At 65.7% G+C, this 18,860-nt stretch carries 14 protein-coding genes and 1 riboswitch; of the genes, 1 reads left to right on the forward strand and 13 read right to left on the reverse strand.

The window, feature by feature from the left end; genetic code table 11:
- The 8 genes from Q1K49_RS01515 to Q1K49_RS01550 form a co-directional block, all read right to left on the reverse strand.
- Positions 1-477 (reverse strand): glycine/betaine/sarcosine/D-proline family reductase selenoprotein B (locus Q1K49_RS01515; RefSeq protein WP_300521978.1); only part of this gene is annotated, 477 nt, incomplete at its 3' end.
- Positions 478-505: 28 nt separating this feature from the next.
- Positions 506-1,801 (reverse strand): glycine/sarcosine/betaine reductase component B subunit, encoded by a 1,296-nt coding sequence (locus Q1K49_RS01520; RefSeq protein WP_300521981.1) that lies wholly within the window; start codon positions 1,799-1,801, stop codon positions 506-508.
- Between the two features lie 572 nt (positions 1,802-2,373).
- Positions 2,374-3,105 (reverse strand): 3,4-dihydroxy-2-butanone-4-phosphate synthase, encoded by a 732-nt coding sequence (ribB, locus tag Q1K49_RS01525; RefSeq protein WP_300521984.1) that lies wholly within the window; start codon positions 3,103-3,105, stop codon positions 2,374-2,376.
- An 88-nt stretch (positions 3,106-3,193) separates the two neighbouring features.
- A riboswitch (FMN riboswitch) is annotated at positions 3,194-3,349 on the reverse strand.
- Between the two features lie 94 nt (positions 3,350-3,443).
- Positions 3,444-5,285, reverse strand: a complete 1,842-nt coding sequence (locus tag Q1K49_RS01530) for a HEAT repeat domain-containing protein (RefSeq protein ID WP_300521986.1) — start codon at positions 5,283-5,285, stop codon at positions 3,444-3,446.
- Between the two features lie 22 nt (positions 5,286-5,307).
- Entirely contained in the window at positions 5,308-5,979 is a 672-nt protein-coding gene (locus tag Q1K49_RS01535) for a hypothetical protein (RefSeq protein WP_300521989.1), read from the reverse strand.
- Positions 5,980-6,024: 45 nt separating this feature from the next.
- Positions 6,025-6,945: a hypothetical protein gene (locus Q1K49_RS01540; RefSeq protein ID WP_300521991.1), complete on the reverse strand. Its 921-nt coding sequence runs from the start codon at positions 6,943-6,945 to the stop codon at positions 6,025-6,027.
- A 306-nt stretch (positions 6,946-7,251) separates the two neighbouring features.
- On the reverse strand, positions 7,252-8,193 hold the full coding sequence (locus Q1K49_RS01545) for a hypothetical protein (protein ID WP_300521994.1): 942 nt from the start codon (positions 8,191-8,193) through the stop codon (positions 7,252-7,254).
- On the reverse strand, positions 8,154-9,530 hold the full coding sequence (locus tag Q1K49_RS01550; protein WP_300521997.1) for a PucR family transcriptional regulator ligand-binding domain-containing protein: 1,377 nt from the start codon (positions 9,528-9,530) through the stop codon (positions 8,154-8,156). The genes Q1K49_RS01545 and Q1K49_RS01550 overlap by 40 nt, the downstream gene beginning before the upstream one ends.
- 207 nt (positions 9,531-9,737) lie before the next feature.
- On the opposite strand from Q1K49_RS01550, the gene Q1K49_RS01555 reads away from it, so the two are divergent.
- Positions 9,738-10,127: a VOC family protein gene (locus tag Q1K49_RS01555; protein ID WP_300521999.1), complete on the forward strand. Its 390-nt coding sequence runs from the start codon at positions 9,738-9,740 to the stop codon at positions 10,125-10,127.
- Positions 10,128-10,320: 193 nt separating this feature from the next.
- On the opposite strand, the gene Q1K49_RS01560 is transcribed toward Q1K49_RS01555, so the two are convergent.
- From Q1K49_RS01560 to scpA, 5 genes are all read right to left on the reverse strand, one after another.
- Positions 10,321-10,839: a DUF3795 domain-containing protein gene (locus Q1K49_RS01560; RefSeq protein ID WP_300522002.1), complete on the reverse strand. Its 519-nt coding sequence runs from the start codon at positions 10,837-10,839 to the stop codon at positions 10,321-10,323.
- 600 nt (positions 10,840-11,439) lie between these two features.
- Positions 11,440-13,221 (reverse strand): C45 family autoproteolytic acyltransferase/hydolase, encoded by a 1,782-nt coding sequence (locus Q1K49_RS01565; protein WP_300522005.1) that lies wholly within the window; start codon positions 13,219-13,221, stop codon positions 11,440-11,442.
- Between the two features lie 97 nt (positions 13,222-13,318).
- Complete coding sequence (locus Q1K49_RS01570; RefSeq protein ID WP_300522007.1) at positions 13,319-15,706, reverse strand: PAS domain-containing protein; 2,388 nt, start codon at positions 15,704-15,706, stop codon at positions 13,319-13,321.
- 235 nt (positions 15,707-15,941) lie between these two features.
- Positions 15,942-17,123 carry a methylmalonyl Co-A mutase-associated GTPase MeaB gene (gene meaB / locus Q1K49_RS01575; RefSeq protein WP_300522010.1) on the reverse strand — a complete coding sequence of 394 codons (1,182 nt, stop codon included), beginning with the start codon at positions 17,121-17,123 and terminating at the stop codon, positions 15,942-15,944.
- A gap of 3 nt (positions 17,124-17,126) precedes the next feature.
- On the reverse strand, positions 17,127-18,860 hold a 1,734-nt coding region (gene scpA / locus Q1K49_RS01580; protein WP_300522013.1), incomplete at its 5' end, for a methylmalonyl-CoA mutase.

An 18,860-nucleotide genomic window follows, 5' to 3' on the forward strand; every position in this document is an offset into this window, starting at 1 on the left:
GCGGAGGAGTTTGCGCGTCACCTCCGCCATCTTCGCCAGGGCGTCCTTCATACCCCGGGCGCTGTCGCCGGTTTCCACGAGAACCACGTTCCTGCCGTAGAGCTCCACGCCGGGATTTTCGTGATACATACCGCTCACGACGGGGACCTTCAGCACGGCGGCGGCCTTCTCCAGCACGGCGCCGCAGGCCGTTCCGTACCGCCCGGCGTTGAAGGCGGGTCCCGCGGTGACCGCGTCGGGATTGTGTTCCCGGATGAGTGCGAGCACGTCCTCCGTGGCGGAGGCGAGGTTCTCCGCCATGTAGTTGTCCCCGCAGATCACCGTGGCGACCACCACGGCCTCACCCCCGAGGGCCTGTTCGAGCCCCAGAGCGGGACCTACTGCACCGGGGCGGACGAGGGGGCGCAGATCCGCCTTCTCCTCCCCGCCGAGCCCCGCGAAGAACTGGTTGGTGTAGTGGACGATACGATACGTCACGGTCCGTTCCTCCCTTCCCGAGACACGCCTAGAATTCCGCGCAGCCCCAGCGACCGGCGCCGAGCTCGCAGGTGGAACCGATGACGGACTGCAGCTCAACGAACATGCTGCCGTCGGAACGCAGGCTCTCCGGGGCGCCCCCGGAGAGAAGAGCGATGGCCTCGGGATAGCCGAGCACACGCTCCATGGCAGGTACCTCGATCATCTCGTTCACGTTGCCCGTGGAGACGAAGGCTGCTATCTCCGGGGTGGAATCCGCAAGCCCCTGGCTCGCGCCGTCCGTGCCCGCCGCCTCGTCGGCGATGATCACCGTGCGAATGCCCCGGCGCTCCATCTGTTTCGCGTTGAGGCAGAGATCGGTGTCGGGATTGCCGTACCCCTCCTCGGTGATGATCACGCCGGTGGCGCCGAGGCTCTCCGCAAGGGCCGCGTTCATGGAGGCGGCCCGTTCCTTCCCCGCGAGACGCACATCCTCGGGGGTGACCACCACGCCGAGGAAGTTGAGGTCCTCGCCGTGGCGCCGATAGAGCGCGCGCACCACGGGGTCGTTCTGGTGGTGCCAGGTGGTGTTTTTGTCGCAGGCGGAGACGCAGTTGCCCGAGACCACCGCCCCGTCCAGCACTTCGTTGGGATGGAGCAGCACGGGAAGGGAGGCCTTCATGTCCCCGCCGTGCACGAAGGTGTCGTGCAGGAGTCCCTGGGTGATGGCCATGCAAATGTGGAGCACCCGGGGAAGATCGGGCAGGCGGATCGCCTCGTCGGTCACGTTGCCCTTTTCGTAGACGGAGATCGCGTCCGGCGTCACGTTCCTGGCCGCCGTGGCGAGGTACACCGCCAGGCGCAGCCCCGCGAGCCGGAGCGCCTCCTCGTAGGCGTGCTTCGTCAGGCGCGGATCGGGCTCCACGGTGAGAACCAGGTTCGCCGTCTCGGAGAAGGGCGTGTAGGCCGCCCCCGGGCCGGACATGTCGATGAACCCTTCCTGAAAGGCCACGATGGGACCGCAGGTCACCACCGCGGCGCCCCGCAGCACCAGGGTGAGCCCCTTCCCCGCGGTTCCCGCGGGAGCGAAGAATCCCGGAAAATAGCCGAGGGGCTCCCCCGACCGGGCAAGTTTCACCCGCGGTTCCACCACATCCTTCACCGGAATGATCCGCACCTTCTCGCCCGGATGGGCCAGATCGAGGCGTACCGACGCAAAACGCTCGTCCTTCGCCACTTCCGCGGCGGCCTCCTCGCGGTTCACCGTCAGGACGCCGTTCCAGGCCCCCGTCCTGTCTCCCCACTCGATGCGCCGAATGACGACCTCGTGCAGTTCCAACCGCATGATGCGCCTCCCTTCCCGTCCGCGCCCTCCGGCGCATTCGAACCACCCCGGCGCGGCGGTCTCCGGAGTTCCCCACCGCCGCCGCACACGTTTCCCTCTTCCGTACCCCGTTCCGCCTTCTCACACGTTGTCCGTGCCTTTGACGACACGTCGGGGCACGCAGCTCGCCAGCCGCGCAGAAATGCCGCACTTCCTTCATGCGCATCATAGAAAAGAATGCGTTCTTTTGCATCGGACCGGAGCAAGAACCTTGGGAGAGGAATTCGGGCGTTTTTTGGACGTCCGCACAAAAGGGCGCGACAGGGCGGCGAAAAAAACGCCCGCGCACTGCGCGGGCGTATGTTTCGATGTTCGGCGGAAAGAGCGTTTGACGGGAAGGATGTCTCAGTCGCAGTCCGCTGTTTAAAGTCCACGGTTCGCAGCGCAGAGCTCACAAGAGAACTCCCCGCATCCGGCAAGGGACACGCCCCAGGCGTAAATCTCCGAAGGGAGCGGGCGGAGCAAAATTGCGACTTCCGGGCCGGATCTTGTCGGGACCTGCCCCGGAACGCCCCGCGACAGGTCCGAAGACATCACCTCCGGGAAGTTCCTCCGGGAGCTTCTTCTCTCCAGGCAACGAGATCCTCCACGGTCACCACGGGAAGTCCGTGCTCCGCGCCGAAGCGCAGGATCTCGGGCAGACGGGCCATGGTGCCGTCGGGATTGGTGAGCTCGCAGAGCACACCGTAGGGAGGCAGCCCCGCGAGGCGCATGAGATCCACCGTGGCCTCCGTGTGTCCCCGCCGTTCGAGAACGCCTCCGGGACGGGCACAGAGGGGGAAAACGTGGCCGGGGCGGCGCAGATCCTCCGGGCGGGCCCCCTCCGCCACGGCGGCCTTGATGGTCCGGACCCTGTCCGCGGCGGAGACGCCCGTTGTGACGCCCTCGCTCGCCTCGATGGAGACCGTGAAGGCCGTCTGATAGGGGCTGGTGTTCTTCGCCACCATGGGAGGAAGATCCAGCTCGCGGATCTTCTCCTCGGGAAGGCAGAGACAGACGATGCCGCTGCACTCCCGGATGAGCAGGGCCATCTGGGCCTCGGTGAGGGACGACGCGGCGTAGACCAGATCCCCCTCGTTTTCGCGGTCCTCGTCATCCACGACAAGGACACCCTCGCCGCGGCGCAGTGACGCCAGGGCGGCGCGGACGCGCTCGGAAGGCGTGGCTGGCAAGGTGAGAGCGAACGGGAGCGGGGACACAGCGGGAGAAGGCGAAGGCGCGGCAGAGGACAAAGAACAGGAGCAGGCACAGACATGGGGATTCACGGTAACGACCTCCTCGAATCGAGTCGAGGCCTGAATCGGGGGAGGAACGCAACGGGCAGGGCACGCCGCAGTGGAATGAATGCGGAGGGCTCGCTCTCTCTCGTCCGGACTGTCACCGTCGGCTCTGGCATCGCACCAGATCTGCTGACCCCCGCTCCCCCGAAGAGGAACGGAGCGCTCGCGGGCTCCCCGGCACAGCCGGGATACCGCCGGTGGGGATTCGCACCCCGCCCCGAGAACAGGCTCACCGTCAGTGTAGGCCGATTCGCCGTTCTGTCAAGGGCGGGGGCGGCAGAGCTTCCTCGCGGTTCCACGCGGAGGGGGCGGATCCCCGGGAATCACGGTCCGGAGGGTGTCCGTGAGAGGAACCGGCGAAGCAACTCCAGATTCTGCGGGTCCGTCTCGGTGTCGAGCATGCGCTGAAAAGTCTCGCGCACGGCGGGAAAACGGTCGCTCCCCTTCGCGAGGGTGCGGATCATCTCTCCCCGAACGAGAGGGCTCTCCTCCGCCTGCGCGCTCGCGGCGAGGGTGGAGACGATGCGCTCGTCCGGCTCGCGGGTACCCAGGCTGCGCACGAGCGCTCCCCGTACCTGGGGAACGTTTTCGGCGGCGAGGGTGGCAAGAAGGAGCGTCTCCACGGCCTCTCCGGGCATGCGCCGCAGCGCCGTCGCGGCGGCGGCCCGTGTGGCGGGGTTCTCCGCCCGGAGAAACGCGCCGACGCGCTCCGCCGCAGCGGGGTTTCCGGTGTTGCCGATGGCCTTGAGAGTCACCCGCAACTCCGGCCCGCTCGCGCCGTCGAGCACCTCCGACAGCCCGTCCACGATGGACCGGGACGCCTCGGCGGCGGCGGGGTCGCCGGTGGTGCCGAGCGTCGCGGCGATGACACCGAGCGCCAAAAGAGAGGTGTTCGCAAGGTCCTCCACCCGCTCGTCGCCTTTCGCCCGGGCGAGCCGCCACAGGCCGCTTTGCGCCTCCTCCGTGGGGGAAGCCACGCCGCCGAGGGCGATGACCGCCCGCAGCGCGTTCATGGAAGACGCGACGGGGTTTTCCGCCAGTCCCAGCAGAAAGCGCTGCGCCTCGGGCGTACCGCTCGTGCCGAGCAGATCCACCAGGGCCGCCTGCAGGGCGTCCTCGGTCCTCGGGTCGAGGATGCGGGCCACCACCTCCGCTCCCAGCTCCGGATCGGCCTGCAGCAGGGCAAGCAGCTCCTCGAACCGCTCCTGGTCGCGCCGGTCGAAAGCATCAAGCAGCAACGTGAAACGCCCGGCCTCGGAAGGCGACGTCGCGCCGCTCCCGGATACCGGAGAGGGCGAGGCTGCCCCACCGGGAGAGGACGTGGCCGCTCCCGGCGCCGGAGAAGGCGTCGCCGTGCCGGATACGGGCTTTGCCCTCGCCGGCGGAGCGGACAGGTCGGGCTCGCCGGAGATCTCCCGGAGCGAAAAGGCCAGGCGGGTCCGAAAGAGGGGCGCGCCGCCGCTCGATGCCGCAAGGAACTCCAGCCCCTCCGCGGAGGCCAGCCACACCGTGGAAGAGAGCCGGGCCGTCATGTCCGAGGAGAGCACCTCCACCCGCACCGGGGAGGCGGCATCGAGATAGCGTATCTTCCGCTTGCGGATCGTTCCGCCTTCGCCTCGCTCGTAGCGGGCTTCATACTCCCCCGTCCGGTGGGACTCCAGGGCGGTCCAGGCGGCCGCGTCGCCGGAGAGCACGATCTCGGCGGCCCGAAGCGCTTCCTCCGCCACGATGCGTTCTCCCTCGGGAATCGCCTCGGGCAGGTGCACCGCGTCGATGCGTCCGTCCCGGGCAAAGCGCACGGCAAAAGGCACGGACAGACGCTCCGCCATCTCGGGAGCAGGCTGCCCGAACACCTCGCAGGTAAGGGGTCCGAAGCGAAGGGTCGCCGTCACGGACTCCGCGTCCGCCGAGGCAACCCGGAGATGCAGCACTCCCGCGAGACGAAGGGCGGAGGGCGCCGCAGGATCCGGCGCCTCTCCGGAAAACATGTCGCTCTGCACCGCCACCTCGTACCGGGCTCCGCCCTCCCACCGCAGTACCGGCGCGGGGGCCTCCTCCAGGGGAGGTTCGGGTACTTCGCGTTCTTCGCGCTGAGTCCACCATCCCCAAAGGCCCATCCAGAGGAAGAGCACCACGAGAATGGCGAAGAGACGGTTCACTCGCATGAAAATCCTTCGCGGAGCTCCGTCACTGGAGCGGCACCGTCACGGACTGTTGCTTGTCGAAGAGCGTGTCGCTCTTGGAAAAGGCGGACCAGCTCACGAGCGATTTGGTCGCCTCGTTCCATCCGCAGGGATAGGGGATGACGTGCCATTTCCAGCAGGTCTTCGGCCAGTCCACATAAAGCTCGATCTTGCCGTTGGGGCCCTTGAGCGTGTATCCCACCTTTTCGGTGAGCGTTCCCGTAAGCTGCGTCGCCCCCGCGTCGGCGGCGATGGTTCCGCCCAGCGTCGTGTCGAAGGTACACCCCACCAGATAGAGCGTGCCCCGGACGCCTCCCTTGGCGACCGCGAGATTGACCGCCGCGGAGGCGTAGGCGCCGGCGTCCACGAAGGGCGACACGGTCCCCTCGAAGGCGGCGGCGATGTTCACCGTGGCCTTGATGCCCAGGGCGCCGCTCGCTCCCGCGCTCAGCTCCACGGGCACGACGGCGATGACGAACGTCTGGGAGTAGCCCATGCGCTTCTCGATCTGCCAGGTCTCCTCCCAGGAGAAGTTCGCATTGCCGCTCTTGCTGTAGAGCGTCATCCCCGCGAACTCCACGTCGAGATCGAAAGCCGAATCGGTGGGCATGATCGGATTGTAGTGCGCGTCCGACGTGGCCTTCAGGAAATCGAAGGTGTGCCCCAGAATCGTCACGGGAACGCCACCGGAGACGGAGGCACCGATGCCCTGAATCCCGAACTAGGCCTTGCCCAGAAAATCCACTTCCGTGCCGAAATAATTGTTGCTGAATCCTTTGCTGAAGCTCGTCTGAAAGGTGAGCCCCGCCGCATCGGAGGCCGCCACGGGCACGCCCTCGTAGATGTTCACGGGATGAACGATCTCATTGTCGTCACCCCTGGTGGGAACGACCGCCGCCGCCTCGTTCTCCTCGATCGCGCCGAGGGGATCCACAACGAACTTCAAATTTGTGGAAGTCCGCCCTGCAAGACGATTCCGCACGGCCTCGGGAACGAAGACACCCACCATGAGCGACTGCAGCGTGTTCGCGTCGAGGGAGGGAAGAATCAGGTGTCGCACGTAGGAACGACTCGCGGAGTCCCAGAGCAGGACCTCCTCGTAGCCTCTGTCGGTTTCCACGAAGGCCCCCACGGCCACGTTCGACGCGCCGTACGCCACGGATTCCACGTCGAGCGTCCCGGCGATGTGACTGCGCCGCACGTTGTCGGCGGTGTGCTCGTCGTGGTTGAGAATCAGATAGGCAGAATGGAGACGCAGGTCGCGCAGCACGAGGTCCGGCAGGTTCCGGTCGTCCGCGACGGTGACGAGGAGGCTCTCCGGCGCCTCGAAGACCACGGCTCCGGGGAGCACGGATTCGAGGGGATCCACCTGGACCACGAGGTTGTACGTTCCCGCGGGGACATCGTCGGAGAAGACGAAGGTCTGCGTGTAGACTCCCTCCCCCGAGGACACCAGAGGAATCGATGCACTGCCGAAGTGGTAGCTTTCGATCCGCTGCGTCTCTTCGTCCTTGCTGACGAGAGAGTAGGCCATGCCGAGATCGCTCAGTTCAGCGGCGCTGTCGAGAGCCACCGCCAATGACACGGAACTCCGGAGATGAACATCCCCCTCGGACAGAATCTCCACCGACGTCACCGACACCGCCGTGTCCGGCGCACCGCCGCCGCCGCCGCAACGTGTAGAAGCGCACAATATAGTATAGTATAGTAGAGCAAAGCAAAGTAGCGCATACCCCCGACGGAGTGCCGACGTGAAAAAACGAGAGGCACCGGAGAAGGAGAACGCGAAAACGAAGGAGGCGGGGATATCCCCACCTCCCGGGAAAACATCTCAAAACGCACTCTGGCATGCTTCATTCTGCGAACCACGCGAACCCCGAGAGAGTAAAAGACGGCAGGAACTCCAGGCATTCCGTCCAACCCGGTCGAAGACGGACAGGCGGTCCGCTCAAACGAAGATCCTTACAAGCGAAGAGAAGAAACCGTAGAGACCGTCTCCGGCGATGAGCCCCGCCTCCCGGATGTCCATCCACTCCTTTCCGAAAAGCAGCCGCAGTCCCACCGCCACCATGACACCGATGCCGTAGACGGGATTGTTGATCAGGAGCCCCGTGGCGAAGAGAATCCCCATGGCTCTTCCCGGACCACCGACGAACTGGATCAGCATGCCCGGCACCGCCCAGAGAGCCAGCTCCCGCAGCAGCGACGGATTCGCCCCCGCACCGACTGTCGCGGCGAACACCCGGCTCACCGGCGCCAGCAGATCGAGCCTGAAATGCATGTCCATGAGAAGATACACGACGAGCATGGCGATCACACCGCCCACCATCTCGGCGATGACCTGCTGCTTGCGTCCCTCCCTCTCCAGGGAGGCGTCACTGCCACACCCCCGGATGAACCAGCCGGTCTTGAGATCGTATCCCATATCGGCGAAACAGGGACCCGTGCAGGCAATGTAGCCGACGAGAAGAGCGAGGGCTTTCGCCGGAAATCCCATGAACAGGCCGAGACTCAGGAAAATGATGCTGATGGCGAAGGCGGGAAACCAGCCGGAATGCATGGCGGAGAGACCGACGAGGATGGGGGCCGTCGACGCCGAAAAGGTCGCCCAGGCGAGCCACAGCAGGAGCGTGGGAAGGGGCATCGTCGTCAGGAGGCCGCCCGACAGGGCAAGAACGAGGGCACCGACGCCGAAGAGAAGAACGTGGACCGCGATGGCCCGGCGGGTTTCCCCGGCGGTCACGGAGAGAGGCGCCGAGCCTTCTCCGGTGGCAGCCTCTCCGCAGACGGCCCGATGCCTTGCGAAGATGACGCGAAATGCCTGCAGCAGAGAGACGAGGCCCGCCCCGATCATGACACCGTGGGGAATGTAGGTCTTACCGAGGTCCACACCGTTTCGGCATCGAGCAGCGGGCCAAGCCGCTTCCGGACAAAGCGCTTCCCCTCCTCCGCGCCGCGGAGCCCCGCGAGAACGCGTTCGAGCCCCAGTTCGTCCCAGCGCACGCAGCGTCCCTCCCGATGCGTCCGCTCAAGGATGTCCAGCGTCTCCCTCGCCTCGGCGTAGCTTTCCCCCGCCTCGGCGAGAGTCCGCTTCACCGAGCCGAGGGCCGCACTCTGGCGGCACCCGGTCCGCTCCTCCACACGGGCACGGATCATCTCCACGGCGAGGACGATTCGCTCCGATTCCTCCGGCGCCGTCAGAGGAATCAGCAGTGCCCACAGGGATCCCATATCCGTCCACAGCGCACCGGGAAGAGCGGCCTCCACGAATCCCGAGAAAAAAGGCCGGCAGACCGGGATCGTCCTTCCCGGCCATCTCTCCGCCTTGTCCCCGGAAGCACGTCCGCCGGAAAGCAGGGCCACCAGAAGCGGCCCTTCGTGTCGCCATCCCACAAGCCGCGCTCTCGCCAGAAGCTCCGGCGTCTGCACACCCCTCCGGAAGAGCAGTTCCTGGAGAAATTCGTCCCTGTGCCTGGATTCCGCGGCAAGGAGAGCCAAGTCGTGCTGGGCGAGAATCATGATGGCCGTCTTGGCGTGGGCCAGCACAGCCTGTTCCAGAGGGGAAAGGGGCTCCCGTCCGGGGAGGAAGGAGAGAGAGCCCACCGCCCTGCCCGCCACGACAAGGGGCTCCTCCCCGCCATCCTCCCACCGCTCCCGAACATGCGCGGGCATTCCTGCGGAAAAGCAGCGCCGGCCCCGCACATGGTCCGCAAACGCGACGGGACACCCCGTGAAGGACTCGAACCCGTCCAAAATTTCCTGAACCTGGCCGCCTTCGGCGATGCGTTCCAGAAAGTGGTCCCGCACAGTACTCGATTTTTTCAGGATCTCATATTGACGATTCACCAGCGCGGACAGAATCGGATTGATGATATCCACATGGTTGATTCGGGAAGGAACGTCGAGGAGGGGAAAATCAAGCGAATCCGCAAGCGAGAGCACTTCGTGAGGAAGTCTCCCCAGAAATCGCCCCACCTTGATGCCCAGTGCCGCCGCACCCGACCGTGCACACCCTTCCACCAGGGGGAGGAGTTCCAGAGGGTTCTTCGAAAAGAGGTAACCGGAGGAGATGAGCATCTCCCCTCCGCGAATCCAGCGATGCGCGTCGGGCACGTCGATGACCACCACGGTCTCCACAAAGCGCGTGGCGAGGCCTCTGGCACCAGCCAGCACGCCGATACCCGACAGTGCACTGAGCGAAAGTGTCTCTTCCACGGAAAGGGCCATGGTGCCGCTTCCACCTTTCTTCCCGGCCAAATTCCCGCCTTCACCACCTGCAGAAACTCCCTACCCCAATCGGAAAGACGACGGGAACAAGCTCCACCTACAACACCGCAGACGTTAGAATGTATAGTATACCCTTGGAGCGGTACGGAAGCGGAGAAGAAAACACACCGAACGGAATCGGGAGGCAAGGATGAAGGAGGAAGAGCGATGCGACTCGGATACGTGATTCTGTATGTTCCCCATGTGGCGGAGACGGTGGCGTTCTACGAGAAGGCCTTCGGGCTCTCCCGGAGGTTCGTCCACGAGAGCGGGCAGTTCGCGGAAATGGAGACGGGGGCGACCGCCCTGGCCTTCTGTGCGGAGGAACTCATCGGCGCCATGGACCTGGCGGTGCGCCCCACCCGGCCCGGGGAAACGCCTCCCGCGGCGGAGGTAGCCTTCCTCACCGAGTCCGTGGACAAGGACTACGAAAGGGCACTGGCGGCGGGGGCGGTCTCCGTTCTGGCGCCGGTGACGAAACCCTGGGGACAGACCGTGAGCTACGTGCGGGACAACAACGGTTTTCTCGTGGAGATCTGCAGCCCCGTCTCGGCCTGAGCGCACGCGGAACAACCGGCGCGCAGGAATGTGCGCCGCAAGGAAAGGGCGAAAAAGACCGCCTTCGCGTTCTGCCTTGCGAAGGCGGTCGACCCCGGAACGACGTTCGCGGCTTTCTGCGTTTCTTCTCCGCGTCGCTGTTTTTGGGGGCGGAGTTATCCGGGCTGTTTCTTCAGAGCATTTCTCCCCCGGATCATTTCTGCAGATGACGCCGGACGCGTTCGCCGTGGCGCTCCACGTAGGCGCAGCTCGGCTCGGCCCCGCAGGAGCGGCAGGCGAGATCGTAGGCGGAATTCCGGGTGCCGCAGGCGGAACAGGCATAGCGTTTTTCCACCTCCGCGAGCCAGGTCCGCCACCCCTCGTCGCGGATGCGGTTCAGATCCTCCCACAGCTCGGCCCGGTGGGGCTTCGCCGCCTGAAACTCCGTGAGCTCCGCGCAGGGATACTCCGTGCACTCGCTGCAGAACTCGACCCCGCGACCGGCGGCACAGGCCACGAAATCACAGTTCCGACACACGGGCGCACGCTTGGAGGAGCGACACCCGAAACAGGCGGCGTCCTCCGGGGTGGTCGAGAACATACGGGCGATCCGCTCCAGCCGCGCCGGATCCTCCGTGCTCGCGATGAACAGCGAGCAGGCCCGGCAGTAAAGGCCGCACACGGCGGCAACTTCCTTGTCCTTCTCCCCGAAACCGGCAACCTGATCCTTCATGACTCATCCTCCTCCTCACTCGACGCTGCGCGACTTCTCCGTTCCCCCGGCGCGAACCAACAACGCGCTTCCGCAGAGCGCTCTCTACGCACACCGTTTCTCCGAAAGACCTGGGCGCCGCGCTGTTTTGGGATACGGCAACCGAGGTCACCACTGCCGGGAGACGCGTTTCCGTACAGCGCAAAGGTTTGCAACGACAGACAACCTTGCGATGCACTCCGTCACGCTCGCTTACGCCGGCGACGCGTCCCGTTCCGCCTGCGCAGAGGAGACCGTCAACGCCACGGGCTTGCGCAGGTTTTATTGGTGATTTTATTCACTTTATTCTCCTCGCTCCTTTTTGTCAATGATACATTTCTCTTTTTCCAACGAAATGCCCTGGAGGTTCGTTAAAACTAAAATCAATACAAAAAACGCGCCACCCCTCACGAAGGGGCAGCGCGTTCGGCCAACACTGCGGCGGGTCATGCCAAGCCTCTACGCGGCGGGTTCCGCCTCGGCCGAAAGGATGACGTCAGACCAAGAAACTGAACCGGCCCGGGAACAGGGCGACGAAAAAACGCCCGCCCGGCACACAAAGACTCCGGGCGGGCACGGGCGTCAGCGGGACCAGGCGGAAGAGGCCGCGGCGGCCTCGAGCATCCGGGTCAGCCCCTCGTCGGCGGCGGCGAGAGCGCTGTCCCACCGGGCGTAGAGAAATTCGTCGAGCAGCGCCTGGGCTTCCTCGTCGGCACCGTCTTTTTTGAGGCGCCGGTACTCTTTTTCCATGGCCTCCATGTCCTTGAAGAGGCTCGCCTCGTAGGGGTCGAAGACGATGCGGAGCGGGGCGTGGTAGAGCTCGTAGGAGCCGAAGGCCATCTTCGAGATCTGGAAGAAGCGCGATCCCGCTTCGGGGGTGCTGTACCGCCCGTCAAGGGAGGAGGCCCCCGTGTAGAAGGGGATGAAAAGGCTGTTGCACGGCTGCATGTAGGCGTGGAGCATCAGCCCCAGCTCGTTCGGCACCGGACGGGCCGAGAGGATGGCCGTTGCGGCGGTGATGCCCTCGAAAGCATGGTGGCAGATCGCCCTGGGGAAGACGGAAACCTCCACGGTGTCCTCCTCGGGAAAGACGGTCATCCACTCCTGGCGCTCGTCCTGCGCGAGGGGGGTGCTGTAGTAGGGCATCTGCTTCAGTTCGAGCACCTTGCCGCTGGGGAGGGGGTAGGTGTCGTAGTGGTCTCGCACCAGGGGGAGCATGGCTGCGGGGGAAATGCGGCCGGAGATGCCCTGGAGCAGTTCCATGGCCCGACGGTACCGCATTTCCGTGTTGTATAGGGTCTCCGCGGCGGGGCGCTCCTCGAGTTTTTCGTTGTCCTCGGGGTACAGTTCGGTGGTACCGTAGACGGCACGGAAGTTGATCTTGCCCGTCACATCCTTGCCGATCCATCCCTTGGACTGGGCGAAGGAGAGCAGATCCTCCGCGGCGAGATCGTAGTCGTCGGTGATCTGGAACTGGTTGGACCGGGCCGTGAAGGTGTCCCTGTACTGCTTGGCCACCCAGCGCTTTCCCGCAATCTCCACGATCCACAGCTCGTTCGGATCTCCGATCTCGAAGATGATGGAGTTCCAGGCCTGGCCGTACTTCTCCGTCAGCTTCGTGAGCACCTCCACGCCCTCCCGGGCGGTCTTCGCCCGTTCGAGGACGAGGCGCACGTAGTCGTTGTCGTGGAGCCCCTTGTCGAAGGCGAGTTCGTCCCGGGTGGGGGCGTCGTTGTCCGCCACGGTGACCTGATGCTCGTTGATCCCCATTCCGTATCCCCAGCGCCCCGCGGAGCGGGAGCCGACGAACCGATAGGCGGTCTCCGCCTGGGGGATGTCGATGTAGGCGGCCTTGTAGGCGTCGGTGGCGGCGAAGGTGCCTCCCTCCTCCATGGCCACTTCGCTGAGGGTGTTCGGCCCGAGATCGCGGTTCTTGGCGATGAGGGTTCCCTTGCCTCCCGCGAGGGCCTTTCCGGAGGCGACGAAGGTCGTGCACTCGCCCACGAACCCCGTCATCAGACGGTCCGCGGCGTTGTAGAGCAGCACGTCCTCGTAGGGGACACCCGCGCCGTCGGCCACGCCGCGCATCCACTCCACCTTGGCGGGGAGCACCTCCCGGAACAGCGCCTCCCGCTCCCGGGCCGCGGCGAGCACGGCGGTCCGGTCGGTTCCGCGCGCCACGGAAGCGTCATGCATGACGGCGAGATTTCCCGCCACCTCGTTTCGGTAGGCAATGCCGAAGCGCCACCCCTCCTCGTAGGCGGAGGGCACCTCCGCCCAGAGCGCTCCCACGATGCACAGCAACAACGCCAGCGCCGCCGGCACCACACCGATACGCCGTTTCCACCCGAATCTTCCTTCCATGAACAGGTCGCCTCCTCCGGTCGTCTGTCTGATGTGTCCGGTCTGTCCGGTTTCTTCGGCCACTCCGCGGCGCCCCTCTTCGGGCCGCCGCTCCGTCTCATCCCTCGTCCGCCACCTCCCCGGAGAGCGCTTCTTCGGGAAGGACGATGTGGAAACACGTGCCCTTCCCCTCGGGTCCGGCGAAGCGCTCCACCCTGGCATCGAGATGTTTCGCCAGCAGATCGATCAGGCGCAGTCCCGACCCCGCTCCCGATGCGGCAAGAAATTCCGCCGCCGGTTCGGCTCCGCCGCCTTCTTGCACGGCCTCGCAGGCAAAACCGACGCCGTCGTCGGCAACGTCCACGAACACGGCCCCGCCCTCCCGGCCGACCCGGAGGGTCACTTCGCCGCTTCGCCCCTCGGGAAAGGCGTGTTTCACCGCGTTGGTCACCAGCTCGTTCACCATGAGCCCCACGGAGACGGCCCTTCTCGCCTCCAGGAGGACCCGATCCTCCTCCGCGACGGACAGGACGATGCGCCCCGCGACGCCGTAACTGTCGAGCAGAGAGGTGCAGAGCCTGCGGAGATATCCCGCCAGATCCACCTCGTGGACACTTCCCGACCCGTAGAGCGCATCGTAGAGCACCGCCAGGGAGGCGATGCGACCCGCCACCAGAGCGAGGCTCTCTTTGACGGCGGGCACTTCGGAGCGGTTCGCCTCCAGGCGCACGAGGGACACGATGATGGCAAGGCTGTTCTTGATGCGGTGCTGCAGCTCCCGCAGAAGAGCGTTCCGCTCCTGCAGCGCCTCGGCCAACTCCTCCCCGGCGCGCCGCAGCTCCTCCTCCATGCGTTTGCGCTCCGTCACGTCCATCGCCAGGGCGAGCATGACCGGACGGCCGTCCGTCCAGGGAATGCATGTGACGGTGGCGGCGAAATGCCGTCCCAGAACGGGGCTCGCCACGTCGCGCCGCAGGGGAGTGCCCGGTTCGGCGGTGAGCTGCTCCAGAAAACAGAAGGGACAGACATCCTCCCGGGCCTGGAGGGAACGGTGGCAGCACGTTCCCGCGAGATCCCGGCCGAAGAGTTCCCTTGTCTTGCGGTTCACGAAGAGCATCTCCCTGGTAGTCATGTCCACCACGAAGACCAGCTCCTCCAACCCGTCGAAGATGGCAAGGAGCTGGGCATGGCGTTCCAGGACGCGCTCTTCCTCGGCGCGCCGTTCCGTCACGTCCAGGGAGAACCCCGCCGTGCCGAGAAGCTCTCCTTCGTCGTCCAGAATGGGGGTCTTGAAGGTCTCGAAGAGGCGCACCCCTTCGGGCGTCTGTACTTTCTGTTCGAAAAAGAGCCGCGTCCGCTCCTCCATGACCTTCCGGTCCTCCGCGAGGTAGCACTCGGCAATCTCGGGAGGCCAGAAGTCGTGCTCTCCGCGACCGAGAATATCCTCGGCGCTTGAGGCGCCGTAAAGCCGGGCCAGTCCTTCGTTCGCGGCAAGATACCGCCCCTGTCGGTCCTTGAGCCAGAGCACGTGGGGCACGTTGTCGAAGACGGCCCGAAGGTACGCCTCCCGGCTGCGCAGAACATCCTCGGCGCGCTTGCGCTCCGTCACGTCCGTCATGATGCCCACCAGACCGAGAGGTTTTCCCTCTCCGTCCCGCACCACCGCTTTGGAAAAGAGAATGTGACACGAGCCGTCCCGATAGGGCACCGTGGTCTCGTAGCGCTGGTCCCCTCCCCGGGCGAGAAGATCCAGATCGGCGCGGTGGTACACCTCCGCACGTTCCGCCGGAGCGACATCGAAGACCGTGGCTCCCAGAATCTCCTCCCGGGAGCGCCCGAGAAACGCGCAGAAGGCGGCGTTGCACTCCCGGTAGACACCCTGAAGGTCTTTGAAGAACACCGGGCTCGGCATCGCGTCGAGAATCGTGGCGAGCAGCGCCACCTTCACCGTCGGGAACGGCTCCGCCGTCTCCGATTCTGTGGACGGCGACGCGGAGCATGAGAGAACCCCGGAAAATTCCGTCTTCCGGTGGGGCTTTCCTTCGGTGGCGAGGACGAGCATTCTCCGGAGAGCCGCACAGAGCAGCGCCTCCCCCGCGCCCTTCGGCACGTACCCAAAGGAAGGGATGTCCTCGGTCCGGGCCACGAGTTCCGGAGGGACAGTTCCGAAGAGAAAGGCCAGAGGCGCGTGCGAGGCGAGAACCGCCATTGCCGCGGAGGTGCAGTTTTCCGGCACGTCGAGATCCAGCAGGATCAGGTCCGGCGAAGGACTGCGCTCCAAAATGTGCCCCGCCCGAAGGACATCCGGAACGGCCGTCACGGCAAAACCATTTCTCTCGAGCGTCGCAACCACACCCGGAGCCTCCCGAGGAGACGCCACGAGGAGGAGATTTCCGTTCTTCACACGATCCGCCCCCCTTCCCGTCCGTACCGAAAAAAGTTCCCGAAAAACCGCCGCACCGGCAAGGACCCGGCACTCGGACGAGCCATCCGTGGCCCCGAACATGCGCCGCTCTCCAGAAGCACGGGGTGGAGCCCGGTCCCGGCGACGGAGCATTTTTCCGTCGTCTCCACTTTCCCCGATGACCATTCCATCGTAGCATAAGGATCAGCCGCAGGGGAAGAAGTCGCACCCGAAAAACTAACAGACCGGCGGCCCCAAGGGCCGCCGGTCCGGGTACGGTTCGGGTACTCTTTTGGTTGCGGCGTGTTTCCTCCCGCTTCCGGCCCTCTCCGACCCCTCAGTCCGAAGAGAACCGGACGGAACGCACTCCATCGGAAGACGGCACGTCCGCAGGAAGGAAGAAGGCCTTCTCCATCGCGTCGATCAGTTCCCGCGCCGCGGCGGTGGGCGAAATGTCCCCCGTGAGAACGCGGCGCCGAATGTCCTCCCGGCAGGCGGCCACCGCGGGATTCTGCGCCATCCGGTTGCGGAGATGCTCCTCCGCCATGCTCTCCACCCAGGCCAGGGTCTGGAGATAGCGCCGCCGCTGAAAGAATCCCGATTCCCGCACCAGCCGCCGGAATTCGAGGACCACCTCCCAGATGTCCGCGATGCCCTCCCCCGTCAGGGCGGAGCAGGTGTAGGCCCGGGTGGTCCACCCCTCCGTTCCGGGCCGCAGGTAATGGAGAACCTGATTGTAGTCGGCCTGGGCGACGAGAGCGTTCCGACGGTTGTCCCCGTCGGCCTTGTTGACCAGAATCGCGTCGGCAAGCTCGATGACGCCCTTCTTGATCCCCTGAAGTTCGTCGCCGGCGCCGGTGAGCACCAGCACCAGAAAGAAGTCCACCATGGAGCGCACCGTGGTCTCCCCCTGGCCGACGCCCACGGTCTCCACCAGAACGACGTCGTACCCCGCGGCCTCGCAGAGAAGCAGCGTTTCCCTGCTCTTCCGGGTGACACCTCCGAGAGTTCCTCCGGAAGGCGAGGGGCGGATGAAGGCCCGGGGATGTCGGGAGAGCAGCTCCATGCGGGTCTTGTCGCCCAGGATGCTTCCTCCCGAGACGGAGCTGCTCGGGTCCACGGCGAGCACCGCCACCCGGTGCCCCCGGTCGCAGAGCAGGCATCCCAGCGCCTCGATGAAGGTGCTTTTGCCGGCTCCGGGCACACCCGTGATGCCCACCCGGATCGTCTCCCCCGTGTGGGGCAGAAGACGCCGGACCAGCTCCTGGGCGGGCTCCGCATGGCGAGGGGCATTGCTCTCGATGAGCGTAATCGCCCGGGCGAGGATCATCCGGTCTCCCGCGAGAATCCCCGCCTCGTAGTCCTCCAGGGAAAGCCGCCTCGCAGGGGACGACGGAACGACGCAAGCGGCGGAGTCGGCCCCATTCCGCACGCCCTCGCGCCCGCGCATGACCCGGCAGGCGAACTGGGAACCCGCATCCTCGGGGACCCAGTCCGGCCTGTAGGTTTCATCCTGCATGATTCAAAAGGCCCTCGCCGCCTCGAGGCGTTTCGTGAGGATCTCCAGCATCTCCCTCGCCGCCGCGGGAATGACCGTGCCGGGGCCGTAGATCGCCGCTGCGCCGTGCTGCCGGAGAAATGCGTAATCCTGGGGCGGAATGACGCCGCCCACGATGACCATGATGTCCCCGCGCCCGCGCTTTTCCAGCTCCTCCACGAGCTGGGGAAGCAGCGTCTTGTGTCCCGCCGCGAGAGAACTCATGCCCACGATGTGCACGTCGTTGTCCACCGCCTGCTGGGCGGTCTCCTCGGGCGTCTGGAAGAGGGGGCCGACGTCCACGTCGAATCCCATGTCCGCGTAGGCCGTGGCAACCACCTTGGCCCCGCGGTCGTGCCCGTCCTGCCCCATCTTCGCCACCAGGATCCGGGGACGCCGTCCTTCGCGCTTCTCGAACTCCTCGGTCATCCGCCGCACCTCCGCGATGACCTCCTCGTCGGCGAACTCGCTGCTGTAGATGCCCGAGATGGAGCGCACCACCGCTTTGTGGCGCCCGCAGACCTTCTCCACGGCGTCGGAGATCTCCCCAAGGCTCGCTCGGGCCCGGGCCGCCTCCACCGCCAGTTCGAGGAGATTGCCCTCGCCGGTCTCCATGGCGCGGGTGACGGCATCGAGACACCGCCGCACCCGTTCGGGATCACGTTCGGCCCGGAGCTTTTCCAGCCGCCGGATCTGGGCGGCACGGACCGCCGAATTGTCCACCTCCAGGATGTCGATGGGATCCTCCTGGGCCAGCTTGAAGGCGTTGACCCCCAGAATACGCTCCCGGCCCGAGTCGATGTGGGCCTGGCGCCGGGCCGCGGCCTCCTCGATGCGCATCTTGGGAAGCCCCGTGTCGATGGCCTTGGCCATGCCCCCCAGCTGCTCCACTTCCTGGATGTGCGCCCAGGAGCGGCGCATGAGCTGGTCCGTCAGGCTCTCCACGTAGTAGGATCCGCCCCAGGGATCGATGACCTTGCACACGCTCGTCTCGTCCTGGATGTACAGCTGGGTGTTCCGGGCGATCCGGGCGGAAAAGTCCGTCGGCAGCGCGATGGCCTCGTCCAGAGCGTTCGTGTGCAGCGACTGGGTGTGCCCCAGCGCCGCCGCCATGGCCTCGATGCAGGTTCGGGCGATGTTGTTGAACGGGTCCTGGGCGGTGAGGCTCCATCCGGAGGTTTGGCTGTGGGTGCGGAGCGCCATGGATTTGGCCTTTTTCGGATTGAACTGCCGCACGATCTTGGCCCAGAGCATCCGGGCGGCCCGCATCTTGGCCACCTCCATGAAGTAGTTCTTGCCGATGGCCCAGAAGAAGGAGAGCCGGGGCGCGAAGTCGTCGATGTCGAGCCCCGCCTCCCGCCCGGTGCGGATGTACTCGAGACCGTCCGCCAGGGTGTAGCCGAGCTCGATGTCCGCCGTGGCGCCCGCCTCCTGCATGTGGTAGCCGGAGATGCTGATGCTGTTGAACTTGGGCATGTTCCGGGAGGTGTAGGCGAAGATGTCGCCGATGATGCGCATGGACGCCGTCGGAGGGTAGATGTAGGTGTTGCGCACCATGAACTCCTTGAGAATGTCGTTCTGGATGGTGCCGCTCAGATCGGCTCTGTTCACCCCCTGCTCCTCCGCCGCCACGAGGTAGAAGGCCATGACGGGAAGAACGGCCCCGTTCATCGTCATGGACACGGACATCTGCCCCAGGGGAATGCCCGAGAAGAGAAT

Origin of the sequence: Aminiphilus sp. (assembly GCF_029975095.1) — a bacterium.
Classification (GTDB): Bacteria; Synergistota; Synergistia; order Synergistales; family Aminiphilaceae; genus Aminiphilus.

Excerpts from the sequence above, each read along its gene's own strand:
- Q1K49_RS01570 (WP_300522007.1), bottom strand. The coding sequence starts at position 15,706 with ATGTTCGGGGCCACGGATGGCTCGTCCGAGTGCCGGGTCCTTGCCGGT.
- Q1K49_RS01565 (WP_300522005.1), bottom strand. The coding sequence starts at position 13,221 with ATGGAAGGAAGATTCGGGTGGAAACGGCGTATCGGTGTGGTGCCGGCG.
- meaB (WP_300522010.1), bottom strand. The coding sequence starts at position 17,123 with ATGCAGGATGAAACCTACAGGCCGGACTGGGTCCCCGAGGATGCGGGT.
- Q1K49_RS01555 (WP_300521999.1), top strand. The coding sequence starts at position 9,738 with ATGCGACTCGGATACGTGATTCTGTATGTTCCCCATGTGGCGGAGACG.
- Q1K49_RS01520 (WP_300521981.1), bottom strand. The coding sequence starts at position 1,801 with ATGCGGTTGGAACTGCACGAGGTCGTCATTCGGCGCATCGAGTGGGGA.
- Q1K49_RS01530 (WP_300521986.1), bottom strand. The coding sequence starts at position 5,285 with ATGCGAGTGAACCGTCTCTTCGCCATTCTCGTGGTGCTCTTCCTCTGG.
- Q1K49_RS01550 (WP_300521997.1), bottom strand. The coding sequence starts at position 9,530 with ATGGCCCTTTCCGTGGAAGAGACACTTTCGCTCAGTGCACTGTCGGGT.
- Q1K49_RS01560 (WP_300522002.1), bottom strand. The coding sequence starts at position 10,839 with ATGAAGGATCAGGTTGCCGGTTTCGGGGAGAAGGACAAGGAAGTTGCC.